This window comes from Streptomyces sp. NPDC045967 (genome assembly GCF_056430495.1).
Genome location: NZ_JBWKLE010000017.1, coordinates 41,238 through 60,051, shown reverse-complemented (window position 1 = coordinate 60,051; position 18,814 = coordinate 41,238). Strand labels below are relative to the sequence as shown.

15 protein-coding genes are annotated in these 18,814 nt (G+C 73.3%); 11 read left to right on the top strand and 4 right to left on the bottom strand.

Annotation, left to right across the window (positions count from 1 at the left end):
- Window positions 1-47 precede the first annotated feature (47 nt).
- Entirely contained in the window at window positions 48-1,415 is a 1,368-nt protein-coding gene (hmgA, locus tag AC07FY_RS26100; RefSeq protein ID WP_479010535.1) for a homogentisate 1,2-dioxygenase, read from the bottom strand.
- A gap of 333 nt (window positions 1,416-1,748) precedes the next feature.
- On the opposite strand from hmgA, the gene AC07FY_RS26095 reads away from it, so the two are divergent.
- From AC07FY_RS26095 to AC07FY_RS26060, 8 genes are all read left to right on the top strand, one after another.
- Window positions 1,749-3,935 (top strand): right-handed parallel beta-helix repeat-containing protein, encoded by a 2,187-nt coding sequence (locus AC07FY_RS26095; protein ID WP_479010532.1) that lies wholly within the window; start codon window positions 1,749-1,751, stop codon window positions 3,933-3,935.
- A gap of 281 nt (window positions 3,936-4,216) precedes the next feature.
- A complete protein-coding gene (locus AC07FY_RS26090) occupies window positions 4,217-5,050 on the top strand; it encodes a cupredoxin domain-containing protein (protein ID WP_479010529.1) in 834 nt (277 codons plus the stop codon).
- Between the two features lie 415 nt (window positions 5,051-5,465).
- Complete coding sequence (locus AC07FY_RS26085) at window positions 5,466-6,851, top strand: hypothetical protein (RefSeq protein WP_479010702.1); 1,386 nt, start codon at window positions 5,466-5,468, stop codon at window positions 6,849-6,851.
- 34 nt (window positions 6,852-6,885) lie between these two features.
- Window positions 6,886-7,506 carry a TetR/AcrR family transcriptional regulator gene (locus tag AC07FY_RS26080; RefSeq protein ID WP_479010699.1) on the top strand — a complete coding sequence of 207 codons (621 nt, stop codon included), beginning with the start codon at window positions 6,886-6,888 and terminating at the stop codon, window positions 7,504-7,506.
- Between the two features lie 125 nt (window positions 7,507-7,631).
- Entirely contained in the window at window positions 7,632-9,908 is a 2,277-nt protein-coding gene (locus tag AC07FY_RS26075; RefSeq protein ID WP_479010526.1) for a molybdopterin oxidoreductase family protein, read from the top strand.
- A 73-nt stretch (window positions 9,909-9,981) separates the two neighbouring features.
- The gene (locus tag AC07FY_RS26070) at window positions 9,982-11,496 is read left to right on the top strand and encodes a CitMHS family transporter (RefSeq protein ID WP_479010523.1); all 1,515 of its coding nucleotides are present in this window, start codon (window positions 9,982-9,984) and stop codon (window positions 11,494-11,496) included.
- 99 nt (window positions 11,497-11,595) lie between these two features.
- Window positions 11,596-13,008 carry an aldehyde dehydrogenase family protein gene (locus AC07FY_RS26065; protein ID WP_479010520.1) on the top strand — a complete coding sequence of 471 codons (1,413 nt, stop codon included), beginning with the start codon at window positions 11,596-11,598 and terminating at the stop codon, window positions 13,006-13,008.
- Window positions 13,009-13,092: 84 nt separating this feature from the next.
- Entirely contained in the window at window positions 13,093-14,172 is a 1,080-nt protein-coding gene (locus AC07FY_RS26060) for a Zn-dependent alcohol dehydrogenase (RefSeq protein WP_479010518.1), read from the top strand.
- Between the two features lie 167 nt (window positions 14,173-14,339).
- Here the strand turns inward: AC07FY_RS26060 and AC07FY_RS26055 are convergent, their stop codons facing one another.
- Window positions 14,340-14,984, bottom strand: coding sequence for a TetR/AcrR family transcriptional regulator (locus AC07FY_RS26055; protein WP_479010515.1), 645 nt, complete (start codon window positions 14,982-14,984; stop codon window positions 14,340-14,342).
- A 77-nt stretch (window positions 14,985-15,061) separates the two neighbouring features.
- Between AC07FY_RS26055 and AC07FY_RS26050 the strand changes: the two genes are divergently transcribed.
- Both AC07FY_RS26050 and AC07FY_RS26045 read left to right on the top strand, forming a co-directional pair.
- Window positions 15,062-16,213, top strand: a complete 1,152-nt coding sequence (locus AC07FY_RS26050) for an acyl-CoA dehydrogenase family protein (protein ID WP_479010512.1) — start codon at window positions 15,062-15,064, stop codon at window positions 16,211-16,213.
- A gap of 88 nt (window positions 16,214-16,301) precedes the next feature.
- Window positions 16,302-16,931 (top strand): TetR/AcrR family transcriptional regulator, encoded by a 630-nt coding sequence (locus AC07FY_RS26045; RefSeq protein WP_479010509.1) that lies wholly within the window; start codon window positions 16,302-16,304, stop codon window positions 16,929-16,931.
- A 1-nt stretch (window position 16,932) separates the two neighbouring features.
- Here the strand turns inward: AC07FY_RS26045 and AC07FY_RS26040 are convergent, their stop codons facing one another.
- On the bottom strand, window positions 16,933-17,394 hold the full coding sequence (locus AC07FY_RS26040) for a MaoC family dehydratase (protein ID WP_479010506.1): 462 nt from the start codon (window positions 17,392-17,394) through the stop codon (window positions 16,933-16,935).
- Between the two features lie 217 nt (window positions 17,395-17,611).
- Between AC07FY_RS26040 and soxR the strand changes: the two genes are divergently transcribed.
- Entirely contained in the window at window positions 17,612-18,055 is a 444-nt protein-coding gene (gene soxR / locus AC07FY_RS26035; RefSeq protein WP_479010504.1) for a redox-sensitive transcriptional activator SoxR, read from the top strand.
- On the opposite strand, the gene AC07FY_RS26030 is transcribed toward soxR, so the two are convergent.
- Window positions 18,036-18,713 carry a 3-keto-5-aminohexanoate cleavage protein gene (locus tag AC07FY_RS26030; RefSeq protein WP_479010501.1) on the bottom strand — a complete coding sequence of 226 codons (678 nt, stop codon included), beginning with the start codon at window positions 18,711-18,713 and terminating at the stop codon, window positions 18,036-18,038. The genes soxR and AC07FY_RS26030 overlap by 20 nt on opposite strands.
- Between the last annotated feature and the right edge of the window lie 101 nt (window positions 18,714-18,814).

The following is an 18,814-nucleotide window of genomic DNA, read 5'->3' as shown; positions in this document are numbered from 1 at the left end:
GCCGCGCTGGCGCGGCGCGCGGCGTACGCAGGGTATGCAGGGGCAGGTCAGGCGCGGAAGTGGCGCTGCAGCCCCTGCCACACGTCGTCGTACCCGCGCTGGAGGTGCTCCGCGCCGGCCGCCTGGGCGGTGGCCGTGATCGGCCAGCGGGTCTCGAACATGAAGGCCAGGCCGTCGTCGATCTTCTGCGGCTTCAGCTCGGCGGCGCTGGCCCGGTCGAAGGTCTCCCGGTCGGGTCCGTGCGCGGACATCATGTTGTGCAGGGAGCCGCCGCCCGGCACGAAGCCCTCCGCCTTGGCGTCGTAGGCGCCCTCGATCAGGCCCATGTACTCGCTCATCACGTTGCGGTGGAAGTACGGCGGACGGAAGGTGTCCTCGCCGACCAGCCAGCGGGGCGCGAAGACCACGAAGTCCACGCCCGCCAGCCCCGGGGTGTCGGAGGGCGAGGTCAGGACCGTGAAGACGGACGGGTCGGGGTGGTCGTAGCTGATCGACCCCAGCACGTTGAAGCGGTGCAGGTCGTAGACGTACGGGACGTGGGTGCCGTGCCAAGCGACGACATCGAGCGGGGAGTGGTCGTAGGTGGCCGACCACAGGTTGCCGCAGAACTTGTTGACCACCTGCGTCGGGCGGTCGAGCAGGTCGGGGGTCTCGTACGCGGCCACCGGGGCCCGGAAGTCGCGGGCCGCGGCGAGGCCGTTGGCGCCGATCGGACCGAGGTCCGGCAGCTCGAAGGGCTGGCCGTAGTTCTCGCATACATACCCGCGGGCGGTGGCCGGGGCCGTGCCCGTGGCGGTGCCGGTGTGGGCGCCCGGGTCGGCGTCCAGGAGCTCCACGCGGAAGCGGACACCGCGCGGGATCAGGGCGACCTCGCCCGGCCGGGCGGCCAGCAGACCGAACTCGGTGCGCAGCAGCAGCCCGCCGCGCTCGGGGACGATCAGCAGCTCGCCGTCGGAGTTGCTGAACACCCGGTCGGTCATGGAGGCGTTGGCGGCGTAGAGGTGGATGGCCATACCGGTGCGCTGGGTGGCGTCGCCGTTGCCGCCGAGGGTCCACAGGCCGGCCAGGAAGTCGGTGCCGGGGGCCGGGTCGGGCAACGGGTTCCAGCGCAGCCGGTTCGGATCGGCCGGCAGCTCGGTGAAGGGGCCCGTACGCACGGTTCCGTTGTCGAGGCGGGTGAAGGCCGGGTGCGCCGCCGAGGGGCGGATCCGGTAGAGCCACGAGCGGCGGTTGCGGCTCCGCGGCTCGGTGAAGGCGGAACCGCTGAGCTGCTCGGCGTACAGGCCCAGGGGTGCGCGCTGGGGCGAGTTCCGGCCGAGGGGCAGTGCGCCGGGGACGGCCTCCGAGCTGTGCTCGTTGCCGAAGCCGGTGAGGTACTCCAGCCCCTCCGCCGTCTTCCTGGCCTGCTCGCTCATGTGCTGCTCCCGCTCCGTCGAGGAATCCTATGGCTGACAGTAGGATTCTGCGGCGCGCACGTCAACGGTGCCCCTGCGGCGGACGGCCGACTTCCCGCCGGCCGACTGGGAGTCACGCGACCGCCCGACCCCCTGGGGTCACGCGACCCCCGACTCCCAGGGAGTCGCGCGACTGCGGACCGATTCCCCGGACGCCGATTCCCCCCGATCCGGCTCCCTCGGACACCGAGTCCCCGGAACCGGGCTCCCTCCCCGGAACCGGGCTCCCTTCCCGGACACGGATCGGTGCGCGGGGGGCTCACAAAAGATGAACAATGCTCTACTCTCACGCGCATGTCGTGGACCCGCAGGTTCCCTGCCGTGCCGGCGGCGCTTCTCGCCGCCCTGCTCGCCCTCCTGACCCTCTTCGCCGCCGCGCCCGCCGCCCGCGCGCACGAGGAGCGCCCCGTCACCTTCCCCGACGGCTCCGGTTCCGTCCCCGCATACCGCGCCGCCGAGCCCGACCTCCTGGTCTGCAAGACCGGCCGCCCCGAGTTCGAACGCCGGATATCCGCCTTCCCGGAGGACCTCAAGCAGCGCAACCTCGCCCTGTACGAGCGCTGCGAGAAGACCGGCTACCGCCACCTCCAGCAGGCGGTCGACGCGGTGGACCGGCCCGGGATGAACATCGCGATCCTCCCCGGGCTCTACGAGGAGGAGCCCTCCCTGGGCAAGCCCACGGGGGAGTGCGCCGACCTGAAGGCCCCCGACTCCTCGCTCGGCTACCAGATCCTGAGCTACGAGCAGCAGGTGGCCTGCCGCCACAATCAGAACCTCGTCGCCATCCTCGGCAAGACGAACCTCCAGATCGAGGGCACCGGGGCCTCACGCCTCGACGTGGTGATCGACGCCAAGTACCAGAAGCTGAACGCCCTGCGCGCCGACAAGTCCAACGGCATCTACTTCCGCAACTTCACCGCGCAGCGCACCACCTTCAACTCGCTGTACGTGCTGGCGGGCGACGGCTTCGTCATCGACGACGTCCTGACCCGGTGGAACGACGAGTACGGCTTCCTGACCTTCGCCAGCGACCACGGGCTCTACAAGAACTGCGAGTCGTACGGCAACGGAGACTCCGGCATCTACCCCGGCAGCGCCTCCGACATCAACGACGGCCGGGGCTACGACGTACCCCGCTACTCCATCGAGATCACCGGCTGCCGCAGCCACCACAACATGGTCGGCTACTCCGGCACCGCGGGGGACTCGGTGTGGGTGCACGACAACGAGTTCGACCACAACATGGGCGGCGCCTCGATGGACAGCGCCTTCCCCGGGCATCCCGGACTCCCGCAGAACCATGCCAAGTTCGAACGCAACCTGATCCACGACAACAACCAGGACTACTACCGGTACGTCGCCGACGGCACCTGCGCCAAGCCGCCGGCCGAGCGCGGCTACGAGCGCGGCGTCGTCTGCCCGCAGATCTCCATGCCGCCGGGCACCGGCATCATCACCGCGGGCGGCAACTGGAACCTGTACGAGGACAACTGGGTGTACGGCCACCGGCGTGCCGGCTTCTACCTCAGTGCCGTCCCCGCCTTCATCCGCGGCGAGGAGCAGTGGTCGAAGCAGGCCGACACCTCCCACCACAACCGGTACGCGGGCAACCACCTGGGCCGGGACAAGTCCGGCGCCTCCCGCCCCAACGGCATGGACGTCTGGTGGGACGGCCAGGGCCGCGGCAACTGCTGGCAGGACGGGCCCGACGGCTCCAGCCCGGGTGCCGTGCCCCGGTGCGGGAAGGCACGCGGCGACGTCACCGGCGCGTCGGCCCGCCTGGTCGGTGAACCGGTGAAGCTGGTCCAGCTGCTCGTCTGCGCGGATTACAGCGTCCAGGCACGCCGACTCCCGGCCGGTTGCGACTGGTACGGCGCACGCGGTCCGGAACGGGTCGAGACCCAGATCGCGCTGGCCGTGGCGGCCGTCCTGCTCCTGGTCGGCGGGGTGCTGTGGTGGCGCCGGCTGCGCGGCTCGCACCTGGGCACGGTGGCCTCCCTCCTGGGACTGGCGGGCCTGGCCCTGGACGTGGCCGGCTCCACGACCCCGCTGGTCTCCACTCCCGTCCCCGCATTGGCTCTCCTCCTCCTCGGCCTGTGGTGGCTGGGCGCCGGACTGGCCCTGCGCCCGACCCGCCCCTGGCTGGCCCGCCTGACCCTGCTGCTCGCCGCGCTGACCCTGCTGGACGCCTTCGACAAGGCCGTCCTGATGATCCCGTGGACCCCGCTGAGCCCCGCCTGGCTACGGTCCCTCCTCGCCGTGATCTGGATTCTGTGGGCAACAATCGCCTCATCCCGCCCCGCAACCCCGTCCCACCCGTCAGCCCCGGGCATCACCTCCGCCCCCGGCGACACCCCGCCGGGCCACCCCGCCCGACCCGCCGCCGAGCGGTCAACCACCCCCTCTCCAACCGCGGAACCCGACCTCGCCCCCGCCCCCGCCAAACAGCCGCCCACCCCACCTCCGGCGGCCCAGCCGTGAGCCCCGGCCCGCCGATTCCCGCGGCCGCCGTCCAGCCGGGTCCGCGCACTGTGCCCTCCCGCGGCCCGGCCGGGACCCCGGCCGCGACCCGTGGAGAGCGGCCCAGCCGGGTGCGCTCGCCCCGCCCCCGGCAGCCCGCCGGGACCCCCGGCCCCGCCCCCGGGAGCAGGGGCCCAGCCGTGACCGCCGGACCCGGAAGCCACCGCTCGGCCAGGGCGGTCCGACACCTGACCCTCGGGAGTCCGACCGGGCTTCCTCGTGAGGCCCCCGGGAGGCCAGCCGTGACTGCTCGCCGCAGCCCCGCCCCCGCGCTGCTCGTCCTGCTCCTGCTGCTCGTCTGCGGGGCGGCGACGGGTTGCGGGGGGCGGGCCACCACCCACCACAAGCCCGGCACCACCCACGAGCAGGCTTCCGGGAACGCGGGAACCCTGCTCCCCGCCGAGGGCGGCACCGGCCACCGGCTCCGCGAGGTGCCGGCGGAGGGCGCGCCGGAGGTGCGGCTCACCGCCCGCCCGGACTCGGAGGACGGCTGGAACCTCCACCTGGCGGTGAAGAACTTCCGCTTCACCCCCGACAGCGCCGGCGGCGCAGCCCTCCCGGGTGCGGGCCACGCCCACCTGGAGCTCGACGGCCGCAAACTGGCCCGGCTGTACGGCCCTTGGTTCCACCTGTCCGCCACCCAGGTCCCCGCGGGCACGCACACCCTGACCGTCCGCCTGTACGCCGACGACCACACTGCCTGGGCGGTGTCCGGCAAGCCGGTCGAGGGCACGGCCCCGCTCACCGCCGAGGCCACCGCACCCGACGCCGGCGGCCACGGCCACGACCCCGGCAGCACGCCGTCGGAGCAGCTCGACCGCACGGTCACCGTCACCGTGCGCGACGGCAAGGTCAGCCCCGCTCCCGCCCGCACCGAGCTGCGGCGCGGCGAACGGGTCGCCCTGCGCGTCACCAGCGACCGCGCGGACACCCTCCACGTACACGGCTACGACAAGGAACTCGCCCTCCCGGCAGGCCAGGAGGCCACCCTGATCCTGACGGTCGACCGCACGGGCCTCTTCGAGGTCGAGACCCACGCGTCCGGTCTCGTCCTGACCCAGCTCCTGGTCCGATGACCGCGCCCACGCCGACACCGATGCCCAAGCCGATGCCGACCCCGCATCCGACCCCGCACCCGACCCCGCGCCCGCGCCCGCACCCGGTGGGCGTGCGGAGACCGGGTGCGGTCCGTATGCCGCGCCTGCTTCCGGCCCCGCACCCGCAGGCAGCGCCGGTGTCGGCACCGACAAAGCAGCCCGTGGTCTCCATGGCAGCTCGAGCCGCGCGCGGCGGGGAACCGGCCCGGGGTGCTGGGACCGGGTCCCCGGACGGCCGCCGGCCGCCCGGCTGCGAGTGTCCCGCGCCCCGCAGGGGTCACGGCACGGTGGACCTCAGGGCTGGGCGATGGTGACCCCGGGCCAGCCCGTAACGCCGCCGGTGCTGGGGCTGGGTTCCCTTCCGAGCGCCGGTGGTGGCGGGGTCGGCCCGGGCATGGTCCCGTACCGGGCCGACGAACCGCTCACCACCCTCGCGCACGGGATCGGGTCCCAGCACGATCTGCCGATCTCCCCCTTCTACGCCTTCGCCGGTGCCTTCACCGCACTCTTCGTCTCCTTCCTCGCGCTGGGCCTGCTCTGGTCCACCTCCCGATTCCGTGGAGACCGCTCCGGCCGCCCACTGCCCGCCGCCCTCCAGCGGGCCGCAGACGCACCGGCCACCCGCATCGCCCTGCGCGGACTCGGCCTGGCCGCCACGCTCGCCGTTCTCCTCCACCTCCTGCTCGGTCCGAACGACCCCGGGCGCAACCCCGCCCCCGGCGCCGTCTACGTCCTCTTCTGGGTCGGACTCGTCCCCGCCTCCCTCCTCCTCGGCCCCGTCTGGCGCCTGTTCAACCCGCTCCGGACCCTGCACCGCCTGCTCACCCGGGCCCGCGACCGCCACCGTTACCGCCTTCGCCACCACCCCACGGACCCGGACCGCCCCGCCCCGGTTCCCCCGCCACTCCCCGTTCCCCCGCCCCTCCCCGTTCCCCACTCCCTTCCCGCCCGGCTCGGTCAATGGCCGGCCGCCGCCGGGCTGTTCGCCTTCACCTGGCTCGAGCTCGTCGCTCCCGATCCCGCATCCACCACCACCCTCCTCATCGCGCTCGCCGCCTACACCACCGCCCACCTGCTCTTCGCCGCCCGCTTCGGCGAGCGCTGGTTCGACGACGCGGACGCCTTCGAGGTGTACTCCGCCCTCCTCGCCCGCCTCTCCCCCCTCGGCCGCCGAAGCGACGGCCTGCTGGTGCTCCGCAACCCCTTCCACGGACTCGACGCGACACCCGAGCGGCCCGGGCTCGTCGCCACCGTCTGCGTCCTGCTCGGCTCCACCGCCTACGACGGCTTCTCCGACAACCCCTCCTGGATCGACGTCCTCCAGACCTCCCCCCTGGGCCGCACCTCCACGGCCACGCTCGGACTGCTCGCTTCCATCGCCCTCGTCGCCACCCTGTACTGCCTCTGCGCGGCGGCCACCCGCCTGGTCAGCGGCCCGCACCCAAAGCCGCTCACCGCCTTCGCGCACTCACTCGTGCCGATCGCACTCGGCTATCTCGTCGCTCATTACTTCTCCCTTCTCGTCACCGAAGGACCACGCACAGTAACCATTGCACTCGGCACTGACAACGCCCCCGCACCGGCTCCACCGCTGGGTCCCGGCGGCCTCGCGGCCCTCCAGGTCATCGCCGTCGTCACCGGCCACGTGCTGGGCGTCGTCGCAGCTCACGACCGGTCCGTGCGCCTCTTCCCGCCGGCGAGGGCGGTGGCCGGTCAGCTGCCGCTGCTCGCGCTGATGATCACTTACACCCTCGGAGGGCTGAGCCTCCTGCTGAACTGAGCCCGCGCTCGACACGGAAGCGAGGACCGGCATGATGGACCCCGTGCCTCCCGCCCCCTCCCTGCGCCGCACCCCGATCCAGCAGCGCAGCGCCGACCGGCTCGCCCGGATCCTCGACGCCTGCGCCGAACTCCTGGACGAGACCGGGTACGAGAACCTCAGCACCCGCGCCGTCGCCCAGCGCGCCGGCGTGCCCATCGGTTCGGTCTACCGCTTCTTCGGCAACAAGCGGGCCTTGGCCATCGCCCTCGCCCACCGCAACCTCGACCGGTACGCCGACGGCATCGCGGATCGGCTCGCCGGCCTCCCCGCCACCCACTGGCGGCCCGTGGTCGACGCCGTCCTGGACGAGTACCTGGTCATGAAGCGGAGCGTGCCCGGCTTCGCCCTGGTCGACTTCGGCGTGCCCGCTCCGCCGCCCGAGGGCCCGGAAGACCACCCCAACCACCAGGTGGCCGCCCGCCTCACCGAACTGCTCTGCGACCACCTCGGGCTGACCCCGGACGCCACGCTGCGCCGGGCCGTGCTCGTCGCCGTCGAAGCCACGGACGCGCTGGTCCAACTGGCCTTCCGGACCGACCCGGCCGGCGATCCCGGCATCGTCGCCGAAACCCGCGCGATGATGCACGCCTACCTGGCCCGCGTACTGGACTGACCGCGGGCCCCGCGGCTGCGCCTCGCCACACGGCCGCCGCTGCCCCCTCCCCTCCGTCCCAACCGGTCGGTATGCTCGGTGCGCCCCACGTGCCCGAGCCGCAGCCTGCCGTCCCTGGAGGGCCCATGCCCCGCACCGCCCTGCGCATCTGCCCCCTGTGTGAAGCCACCTGCGGACTCACCCTGACCATCGCCGGAACCGCCGTCACCGGCGCCCGCGGTGACCGCGAGGACGTCTTCAGCCGTGGCTTCATCTGTCCGAAGGGCGCCGCCTTCGGAGCGCTCGATTCCGACCCCGACCGGCTGCGCACCCCGCTCGTCCGGCGCGACGGACGGCTCCAGGAGGCCACCTGGGACGAGGCCTTCGACGCCATCGCCGCCGCCGTGCCGGCGCTCGTGCGGGACCACGGCGCCCCGTCGGTCGGCGTCGTCCTCGGCAATCCGAACGTCCACACCATGGCCGGCGCCCTCTACCCGCCCCTCCTCCTCAAGGTCCTCGGGACCCGCAACCTCTTCACCGCCAGCACGCTCGACCAGATGCCCAAGCACGTCTCCAGCGGTCTGCTGTTCGGGGACCCCTTCGCCATCCCCGTCCCCGACCTCGACCGCACCGACTTCCTGCTGCTCATCGGCGCCAACCCGGTCGAGTCCAACGGATCGCTGTGCACCGCCCCCGACTTCCCCGGCCGGCTCAAGGCCCTGCGCGCCCGCGGCGGCACCCTCGTGGTCGTCGACCCGCGCAGGACCCGCACGGCCGGGCTCGCCGACCGCCACCTGGCACCCCGCCCCGGCACCGACGCGCTGCTGCTCGCCGCACTCGCGCACACGCTGATCGAGGAGAAGCTCGCCGCTCCCGGCGCGCTGGAGGAACACACCGAGGGGATCGGGGAACTCGCGGCCGCGCTCGGGAGTTTCACCCCTGAGGCCGTAGCACCCGCCTGCGACCTCACGGCCGCCGAGATCCGCACCCTCGCCCGGGACCTCGCGGCCGCGCCCACCGCTGCCGTCTACGCACGGATCGGCAGCTGCACCGTCGAGTTCGGCACGCTCGCCAGCTGGCTGGTCGACGTACTGAACGTCCTCACCGGCAACCTCGACCGGCCGGGCGGAGCCCTGTTCCCGCTCTCCGCGACGGGCCCGGCGCCGAGGCCCGCCGGTCCCGGCAGGGGATTCGAACTCGGCCGCTGGGCGAGCCGCGTCAGCGGTCACCCCGAAGCCAAGGGCGAACTGCCCACCGCCGCGCTGGCCGAGGAGATCGAGACGCCGGGGGACGGGCGGATCCGGGTCCTGCTCGCCATCGCCGCCAACCCCGTCCTGTCCGCCCCCGACGGCGACCGGCTCGATCGGGCGCTGGCCGGGCTCGACTTCATGGTGTCCGTCGACCCCTACCTGAACGAGACCTCGCGCCACGCCCATGTCGTGCTGCCCCCGCCGCCGCCCTCGCAGAGCGCGCACTTCGACTTCGCGTTCAACGGGTTCGCCGTACGCAACCAGGTCCGCTACTCGCCCGCCGCCGTCCCGCTGGAGGACGGGCGGATGGACGAATGCGAGATCCACGCCCGGCTGATCCTGGCCGTCTCGGGGATGCACGGAGTCGTGGACCCGGCGGGCGTCGACGAGCCGGCCATCCAGTCGGCCCTGGCCAGGGAGACGGCCGCCGCGCACTCCCCGCTGCACGGGCAGGATCCGGCACGCCTCGCAGCCCTGCTCACGGGCGACAGCGGCGCCGAGCGACGGCTCGACCTGATGCTCAGGCTCGGGCCGTACGGAGACCGGTTCGGCGTCGCCGCCGACTTTACCGGCCCGGACCCGGACGTTCTGCCTGTCCACGCCTCCGCGCACGGCCTCAGTCTGGAGAAGCTGCTCGCGCACCCCCACGGGATCGACCTGGGGCCGCTGGGGCCCCGGCTTCCGGGCGTGCTGAAGACGCGCAGCGGCAGGATCGAGCTGCTCCCGGACCCGATCGCGGCCGAGCTCCCCAGGCTGCGTACGGCGCTCGCCGACCGCCCCGCCGGCCTGGTGCTCGTGGGCCGCCGCCATCTGCGGTCCAACAACAGCTGGTTGCACAACGTCCCGGCCCTCATGGGAGGTTCCAACCGGTGCACCCTCCAGGTCCACCCGGGGGACGCCGAGCGGCTGGGGCTCACCGACGGAGGCCGGGCCAGGATCACCGCCGAAGGCGGCAGCCTGGACGTTCCCGTGGAGATCACGGACACCGTGCGCCCCGGAGTGGTGAGCCTCCCGCACGGCTGGGGCCATGACCGGGCCGGGACCCGGCTCGCGGTGGCCGCCGCCGCGCCCGGGGTCAACGTCAACCAGCTGCTCGACGGCAGCCGGCTCGACCCGCTCTCGGGCACGGCCGTGCTCAACGGCTTCCCCGTCGCTCTGGCACCCCTGTCCTGAGCTGGGGTTTTGCTCGTATTGCTCACGCGTTGACGTCTTGTTGGCGCAAGGCGGGGGCACCTACGTTCCCACCATGCTGACCATCCTCGGCTTCGGCATGATCGCGACCTTCCTGGCCTTGATCATGCTGAAGAAAATGTCGCCCATCGCGGCGCTCGTCCTCATCCCCGCGCTCTTCTGCGTGTTCGCAGGAAAGGGCGCCCACCTCGGCGACTACGTCATCGAAGGCGTCGGCAAACTGGCTCCGACCGCCGCCATGCTGATGTTCGCCATCGTCTACTTCGGCGTGATGATCGACGTCGGCCTCTTCGACCCGATCGTGCGCGGCATCCTGCGCTTCTGCAAGGCCGACCCGATGCGGGTGGTCGTCGGTACCGCCGTCCTGGCGGCGATCGTCTCGCTCGACGGCGACGGATCGACCACCTTCATGATCACCGTCTCGGCGATGTACCCGCTGTACAAGCGGCTCGGCCTGAGTCTGGTGGTCATGACCGGTGTCGCGGCGACCGCCAACGGCGTCATGAACACCCTGCCCTGGGGCGGCCCCACGGCCCGCGCCGCGACCGCCCTCAAGCTCGACGCCGCCGACGTCTTCGTCCCCATGATCCCGGCCCTCGCCGCCGGTCTGGTCTTCGTGTTCCTCCTGGCCTACGTCCTCGGGGTGAAGGAGCGCCGCCGGGTCGGCCTGCTGGTCATGCCCGACGGCGAAGCCGCCGCCGACCGGGCCGCCCCCTCCCTGGTCGCCACCACCTCTTCCTCCGCTCCCGTCGGCCCCGGCGAGGGTGCACCGAAGGCCGTCCCCGCGCTGGTCGCCGCCGGCGGGACCGGCTCCGGCGAGGGCCCGGCCGGTCCGACGGGCCCCGGCGGTACGGCGTCGACCGAGGCCCGCGACCTGGAACCGGCGCCTCCGGCCGACGGCGGCGCGGCCGAGGCCGCGGGGGAGGGGTTCCAGGGCCTCGACCCGCACCGCGCCACCCTGCGTCCGCACCTGTACTGGTTCAACGCCGGCCTCACCGTCGCCCTGCTCACCGCGATGATCATGGAGTTGCTCCCCATCCCGGTGCTGTTCCTGCTCGGCGCCGCGCTCGCCCTCACCGTCAACTTCCCGCACATGCCCGACCAGAGGGCGCGGATCGCCGCCCACGCCGAGAACGTCCTGAACGTCGCCGGCATGGTCTTCGCCGCCGCCGTCTTCACCGGCGTCCTCTCCGGCACCGGCATGGTCAAGCACATGGCCGACTGGCTCGTCGGTGCCATCCCCGAGGGCATGGGCCCGCACATGGCGCTGGTCACCGGCCTGCTGAGCCTGCCGCTCACCTACTTCATGTCGAACGACGGCTTCTACTTCGGCGTCCTGCCCGTCCTCGCCGAAGCGGGCGCCGCCCACGGGGTGTCCCCGCTCGAGATCGCCCGGGCCTCCCTGGTGGGGCAGGCGCTGCACATGTCGAGCCCGCTGGTTCCGGCCGTCTACGTCCTGGTCGGCATGGCGAAGGTGGAGTTCGGCGACCACACCCGCTTCACCGTGAAATGGGCGGCCCTGACCTCCCTGGTGGTCCTGGCGGCGGGGATGCTTTTCGGCATCATCTGATCCCGGACACCCCTGGCGCACAGAAAACTACCGGCGCTAGTTTGTAGGGTGTTGGCGAGGTCAGGTCTACGCGCTCGTGCGTGCTCGGGAGGAATTGCGATGAAGGCCCACGACGGGATGTACATCGGCGGCGCGTGGCGGCCCGCCGTCGGAAGCGACCGCATCGAGGTCGTCAACCCGGCCGACGAAACGGTCATCGCCACGGTTCCGGCCGGCACCGCGGAGGACGTGGACGCCGCCGTACGGGCGGCCCGCGCGGCTTTCCCGGGCTGGGCGGCCACGCCTCCGGCCGAGCGGGCCGCGCTGATCGGCGCCCTCCGCGACGTGCTGGCCGCCCGCAAGGGCGAGATCGCCGAGACCGTCACCGCCGAGCTCGGCTCCCCGCTCGGCTTCGCGGAGATGGTCCACGTCGGGGCGCCGCTCGCGGTGGCCTCCTCGTACGCCGAGCTGGCGGCCTCCTACGCCTTCGAGGAGCGGCTGGGGAACTCGACCGTGCTGCTCGAACCGGTCGGTGTGGTCGGCGCCATCACCCCCTGGAACTATCCCCTGCACCAAGTCGTTGCCAAGGTGGCGCCCGCTCTCGCCGCCGGCTGCACCCTCGTCCTCAAGCCGGCCGAGGACACCCCGCTGACCGCACAGCTCTTCGCCGAAGCCGTGCACGAGGCGGGCATCCCGGCCGGAGTATTCAACCTGGTGACCGGAACCGGCCCCGTCGCCGGGCAGGCCCTGGCCGAGCACGAGGGAGTCGACCTCGTCTCCTTCACCGGCTCGACCGCTGTCGGCAAGCAGATCGGCGCCACCGCCGGCGCCGCCGTCAAGCGGGTCGCCCTCGAGCTGGGCGGCAAGTCGGCCAACGTCATCCTGCCCGGGGCCGATCTGGCCAAGGCCGTCGCCGCCGGCGTGGGTCACGTCATGAACAACACCGGCCAGAGCTGCAACGCCCTCACCCGCATGCTCGTCCACCGGGACCAGTACGAGGAGGCCGTCTCCCTCGCGGCCGCCGCCGTCGCCACGTACCCCACCGGCGACCCCACCGACCCGGCCACCCGCCTGGGCCCGGTGATCAATGCCAAGCAGCACGAGCGCGTCCGCGGCTACATCGCCAAGGGCATCGAGGAAGGCGCCCGCCTCGTCGCCGGCGGCACCGACGCACCCCACGAGCGGGGTTACTTCGTCGCGCCCACCGTGTTCGCCGACGTCACCCCCGACATGACCATCGCCCAGGAGGAGATCTTCGGCCCCGTGCTGTCGATCCTGGCCTACGAGGACGAGGAGGACGCCCTGCGCATAGCGAACGGCACGGTCTACGGCCTGGGCGGCGCGGTGTGGGCCGCGGACGCGGAGACGGCCGCGGCCTTCGCCCGCCGCATGGACACCGGACAGGTGGACATCAACGGCGGTCGCTTCAACGTGCTCGCGCCCTTCGGCGGCTACAAGCAGTCGGGTGTCGGCCGCGAACTGGGCCCGCACGGTCTGACCGAGTACCTGCAGACCAAATCCCTGCAGTTCTGAACCGTCCCGACCGCTTCCGGCCCGTTGCGCCCCGCCCCGCCCTCCCTGTCGCGCCCGCCCCGCCCTGATCCGGAGAAGACGACCATGGTCCGCGCCGCCATCCTGCCCGCCGTCGGAGCCCCGCTCGAGATACGGGAGATCGTCCTGCCCGACCCCGGGCCCGGGCAGGTCCGGGTCCGGCTCACCGCAGCCGGGGTCTGCCACTCCGACCTCTCCCTCACCAACGGCACCATGCGCGTGCCCGTCCCCGCCGTCCTCGGCCACGAGGGCGCCGGTACGGTCCTCGCGGTCGGGGAGGGCGTGACCCATGTGGCCCCCGGGGACGGGGTGGTGCTCAACTGGGCTCCGTCCTGCGGGCAGTGCCACCACTGCTCCCTGGGCGAGGTCTGGCTCTGCGCGCAGGCCCTCGCGGGCGTGGGGGCGGTCCACGCGCACGACGCGCAGGGCGTCGAGCTGCACCCGGGGCTGAACGTGGCCGCGTTCGCCGAGGAGACCGTCGTCGCGGCCAACTGCGTGCTGCCCGCGCCCGCCGGGATTCCGTTGGCCGAAGCCGCGCTGCTCGGCTGCGCCGTCCTGACCGGTTACGGCGCCGTCCACCACAGTGCACAGGTCCGCCCGGGCGAGTCGGTGGCCGTGTTCGGCGTCGGCGGCGTCGGCCTGGCCGCGCTGCAGGCCGCCCGCATCGCGCAGGCGGGCCCCGTCGTGGCCGTCGACGTCTCCCCGGCCAAGGAAGAGCTGGCGCGTGCGGCGGGAGCCACGGATTTCGTGCTCGCCTCCGACACCACCGCCAAGCAGATCCGCGCCCTGACCGGCGGCCAGGGCGCGGATGTGGCCGTCGAGTGCGTCGGCCGGGCCCAGACCATCCGCACCGCCTGGGAGTCGACCCGCCGGGGCGGCCGGACCACGGTGGTCGGGATCGGCGGGAAGGACCAGCAGGTCACCTTCCACGCGCTGGAGATCTTCCACTTCGCCCGCACCCTCAGCGGCTGCGTCTACGGCAACAGCGACCCGGCCCGCGACCTTCCGGTCATCGCCGAGCACGTCCGCCGGGGCCGCCTCGATCTGGGATCGCTCGTCACCGACCGCATCACCCTCGACGGCATCCCGGCGGCCTTCGACGCCATGGTGGCGGGCAAGGGCGGCCGCTCACTCGTCGTCTTCTAGCCCCCGGCGGCGGACCGGGGACGGCGCGGGCTGCTGGCAGAGCACACACAGGAACGGCCACCCGCGCCGTCCGGCTCCGCGCCGTCCGGCTCCGCGCCGCCCCGCTCCGCGCCGTCCGGCTCCGCGCCGCCCCGCTATGCGCCGTCCGGCTCCGGGGGGTGCGCCCCTCATGCACTCTCGTGCAGGGCTTGGTACTGGAGGGCCAAGCCGTCCAGCAGGGCCGCCAGGCCGGTTTCGAAGGCGCCCTCGTCCACCTCGCGCTGGTGCTCGGCCAGCAGGTGGGCCTGGCCCAGGTGGGGGTAGTCAGCCGGATCGTAGGCGGCCTCGTCGTCCACGAAGCCCCGGGCGAACGAGGCCATCGCCGAACCGAGGATGAAGTAGCGCATCAGCGCCCCGATCCGCGTCGCCTGAGCCGGGGGCCAGCCGGCCGCCGTCATCGCACCGAAGACCGCGTCCGCCAGCCGCAGGCCCGCCGGGCGGCGCCCCGGCCCCCGCGCCAGCACCGGGACGATGTTCGGGTGGTCCGACAGAGCGTCGCGGTAGGAGTGGGCCCAGGCGTGCAGGGCGTCCCGCCAGTCCAGGCGGCCCGTCTCGAACATCGACAAGTCGACCCGTGCGCTCACCGCGTCGGCCACCGCGTCCAGGATCTCGTCCTTCGTGCGGAAGTGGTTGTACAGGGAGGGCCCGCTGACCCCGAGCGCGGCCGCCAACCGCCGCGTCGACACGGCCTCCAGCCCCTCCGCGTCCACGAGCTCACCCGCCGCCTCGACGATGCGGGCTCTGCTGAGAAGGGGCTTGCGCGGTCTGGCCATGCGCCACATAGTAGGGCCTGCCCGCCATAAACTACCGGTGCTAGTTAAAGCCCGGACGAGCCGCCCGGAGGTCCCCGGTGAACCTGGAGCTGAGCGAGGAGCAGAGCGCCGTACGACGGCTCGCCCGCGAGTTCACCGAGCGCGAGGTGGCCCCGCACGCCGCCGCGTGGGACCGCGCCGAGAGCGTGGACCGGGGCATCGTGAAGAAGCTCGGCGCACTGGGCTTCCTCGGCCTGACGGTCCCCGAGGAGTACGGCGGCTCCGGCGGTGACCACCTCGCGTACGCGCTCGTCACCGAGGAACTCGGCCGCGGCGACTCCGCCGTGCGCGGCATCGTCTCCGTCTCCCTCGGCCTGGTCGCCAAGACCATCGCCGGTTGGGGCACGGAGGAGCAGAAGCGCACCTGGCTGCCCCGGCTGTGCTCGGGGGACGCGCTCGGCTGCTTCGGCCTGACCGAGCCCGGAACCGGTTCGGACGCCGCGAACCTCACCACCCGAGCCGTGCGTGAAGGGGACGCCTACGTCCTCAGCGGCAGCAAGATGTTCATCACCAACGGCACCTGGGCCGACGTGGTGCTGCTGTTCGCCCGCACCGGCGACGAACCCGGACACCGCGGGATCTCCGCCTTCCTCGTCCCCGCCGACGCACCCGGCCTCACCCGGCGCGAGATTCACGGCAAGCTCGGGCTGCGTGGCCAGGCCACCGCCGAGCTCGCCCTCGACGGGGTCCGGGTGCCCGCCTCCGCCCTGCTCGGCCCCGAGGGCAAGGGCTTCTCGGTCGCCATGTCCGCGCTGGCCAAGGGGCGGATGTCGGTCGCCGCCGGCTGCGTGGGGATCGCCCAGGCGGCCCTGGACGCGGCCGTCGCCTACGCCGGTGTGCGCGAGCAGTTCGGCAAGCCGATCGCCCACCACCAGCTGGTCCAGGAGCTGATCGCCGACATCTCGGTCGACGTGGACGCCGCCCGGCTGCTGACCTGGCGGGTCGCGGACCTCATCGACCGCGGGCGGCCCTTCGCCACCGAAGCCTCCACCGCGAAGCTCTTCGCCTCCGAGGCCGCCGTCCGCGCCGCGAGTAACGCCCTCCAGGTGCACGGCGGTTACGGGTACATCGACGAGTATCCGGCCGGCAAGCTGCTGCGCGACGCCCGCGTGATGACCCTCTACGAGGGCACCAGCCAGATCCAGAAGCTGCTCATCGGCCGCGCGCGTACGGGGGTCTCCGCCTTCTGACCGCGGCCGCGTCGCGCGGACGCGCTAAGCGCTTGCTCACCCTCCGGTAAGGTGTCACTTCCCATACGGCGAAGAGGGTGAGTGAGCGATGGACAGCGCGGCGGAGACGGCCGGCGGCTACCAGCCGTGGTCCGAGGTCACCCCCGACGCGGCGCGGCGGCTGCTCATCGCGGCCGTCGAGGCCTTCGCGGAGCGCGGATACCACGCGACCACCACCCGTGACATCGCGGGCCGCGCCGGGATGAGCCCGGCAGCGCTCTACATCCACTACAAGACCAAGGAAGAGCTGCTCCACCGGATCAGCCGGATCGGCCACGACAAGGCGCTGGAGATCCTCACCACCGCCGCCGACGGCCCAGGCAGCGCCGCCGAGCGGCTCGCCGCCGCCGTCCGCTCCTTCGTGCGCTGGCACGCCGCACACCACACCACGGCGCGCGTGGTCCAGTACGAGCTCGACGCCCTCGCTCCGGAGCACCGCTCCGACATCGTGGCACTGCGCCGGCAGAGCGACGCCGCCGTACGCCGCATCCTCGCCGACGGCGTCGAGGCGGGGGAGTTCGCCGTTCCGGACGTGCCCGGGACCACCCTCGCCGTGCTCTCGCTCTGCATCGACGTGGCCCGCTGGTTCAGCGCGTCCGGGCCGCGCACTCCCGACGAGGTCGGCGCGCTCTACGCCGACCTCGTGCTCCGCATGGTGGGCGCGCGCCCGACAGCGTGAGTCAGAAGTAGTAGCGCGACACCGACTCCGCCACGCACACCGGCTTGTCGCCGCCCTCCCGCTCCACCGTGACCGTCGCCGCGACCTGTACGCCGCCCCCGGCCTCCGTCACCTCGGTGATCACGGCGGTCGCGCGCAGCCGTGAGCCGACGGGCACCGGCGCCGGGAAGCGGACCTTGTTCGCCCCGTAGTTGATGCCCATCTTCATGCCCTCGACCCGCATGATCTGCGGCACCAGGCTCGGTAGCAGGGAGAGGGTCAGGTAGCCGTGCGCGATCGTGGAGCCGAAGGGTCCGGACGCGGCCCGCTCCGGGTCCACGTGGATCCACTGGTGGTCGCCCGTGGCGTCCGCGAACAGGTCGATCCGCTTCTGGTCAACCTCCAGCCACCCGCTGGGCCCGAGCGGTTCGCCCGTCCCGGCGCGCAGCTCCTCGGCGGACGTGAAGATCCTCGGCTCGGCCATGCCCTGCTCCTGCCTCTCACTCACGGATGCGCCGGGGCGAACAAGCGCTTGCTCAGCATGCTGGGACGGTATGGGTATGTCAACGGACTGCCTGGGGTTGTCGATGGACCGGCCCTCAGAGGCCCATGGACCGTCCTGCGGATGCCGGCGGACCGTCCTGCGGATGCCGGTGGACCGTCCTGCGGATGGCGGCGGACCGCCGACTACCCTCGACCGCGTGCCGCAGATTCCCGAGAAAGTCCACGAACTCACGGTCGGCCAGCTGTCCGCCCGCAGCGGGGCCGCCGTCTCAGCGCTCCACTTCTACGAGGCCAAGGGCCTGATCAGCAGCCGCCGCACAGCCGGCAACCAGCGCCGCTACACCCGCGACGCGCTGCGCCGGGTGGCCTTCGTGCGCGCCGCCCAGCGCGTGGGCATCCCGCTGGCCAGCATCCGCGACGCCCTGGCCGAGCTCCCCGAGGAGCGCACCCCCACCCGCGAGGACTGGGCCCGCCTCTCCGAGGCCTGGCGCGCCGAGCTCGACCAGCGGATCAGCCAACTCGCCCGGCTGCGCGACCACCTGACGGACTGCATCGGCTGCGGCTGCCTTTCCCTGCGCACCTGCGCGCTGTCCAATCCGGACGACGTCTTCGGCGAGCGGATCACCGGCTCGCGGCTGTGACCGGCGCGTACCGCGCCAGCTCCGCCCGGGCCGCGGCCACCAGTTCGGCGTTCGACCGTGCCGGCCGCCCGTCCGGCAGGTGCAGCACCTCGCCCGCACCGGTCCGCGTCCCCATGCCGCACCGCGCCGCCACCCGGAGCACCGGCCAGGCCGCCGCCTCCCGCCCGTACAGCACCACCGCCACCGGCGGCAGCCCGCGCAAGCCGGCCAGCAGCGAGGCATCGGCCGCGGCGAGCTCCACCACCAGCCGTACCCGCTCCGGCGCGCGCACCGGCCAGGCGAGGAACCGCGCCATCGGTCCGGGTCCGGCCGGCCCGCCCGACGGAACCGCCGCGTCCACCGCGATGCCGCGCTCCAGCAGCGCCTGAGCCACCTCCGCCGCCCCCGACTCCGCGAAGTCGACCTCCGCCCGGTCGGGCAGCACCGTCCAGGACCGGATCCGCGTCAACCGGCCCGCCGCACCGGGCTCGCCCTCCCCGCTCACCGGCACGGACAGCGGTACGGACACCCCCGCGCCCCGCAGCGCCTCCAGCACCGGCCCCACCACCCGCGGCGACAGGCTCCGGCGCCCGCACGGAGTCCGCGGGCTCACCAGGACCTCCCCGGCCCCCGCCGCGACCGCGGCCACCGCCGCCTCCGCGAGATCCTCGGGCGACATCGGGACGGCCGCCCCGTCGCCGGCGCTCCGGGAACCGTTCAGCGACACCCCCGGCGCCGCTGCCGCGGATTCCCGCCGCACCGCCGCGGATTCCCGCCGCA

Coding starts and splice junctions, on each gene's coding strand:
- hmgA (WP_479010535.1), bottom strand. CDS start 1,415: ATGAGCGAGCAGGCCAGGAAGACGGCGGAGGGGCTGGAGTACCTCACC.
- AC07FY_RS26095 (WP_479010532.1), top strand. CDS start 1,749: ATGTCGTGGACCCGCAGGTTCCCTGCCGTGCCGGCGGCGCTTCTCGCC.
- AC07FY_RS26085 (WP_479010702.1), top strand. CDS start 5,466: ATGGTCCCGTACCGGGCCGACGAACCGCTCACCACCCTCGCGCACGGG.
- AC07FY_RS26080 (WP_479010699.1), top strand. CDS start 6,886: ATGGACCCCGTGCCTCCCGCCCCCTCCCTGCGCCGCACCCCGATCCAG.
- AC07FY_RS26075 (WP_479010526.1), top strand. CDS start 7,632: ATGCCCCGCACCGCCCTGCGCATCTGCCCCCTGTGTGAAGCCACCTGC.
- AC07FY_RS26070 (WP_479010523.1), top strand. CDS start 9,982: ATGCTGACCATCCTCGGCTTCGGCATGATCGCGACCTTCCTGGCCTTG.
- AC07FY_RS26065 (WP_479010520.1), top strand. CDS start 11,596: ATGAAGGCCCACGACGGGATGTACATCGGCGGCGCGTGGCGGCCCGCC.
- AC07FY_RS26060 (WP_479010518.1), top strand. CDS start 13,093: ATGGTCCGCGCCGCCATCCTGCCCGCCGTCGGAGCCCCGCTCGAGATA.
- AC07FY_RS26055 (WP_479010515.1), bottom strand. CDS start 14,984: ATGGCCAGACCGCGCAAGCCCCTTCTCAGCAGAGCCCGCATCGTCGAG.
- AC07FY_RS26045 (WP_479010509.1), top strand. CDS start 16,302: ATGGACAGCGCGGCGGAGACGGCCGGCGGCTACCAGCCGTGGTCCGAG.
- AC07FY_RS26040 (WP_479010506.1), bottom strand. CDS start 17,394: ATGGCCGAGCCGAGGATCTTCACGTCCGCCGAGGAGCTGCGCGCCGGG.
- AC07FY_RS26030 (WP_479010501.1), bottom strand. CDS start 18,713: ATGTCGCCCGAGGATCTCGCGGAGGCGGCGGTGGCCGCGGTCGCGGCG.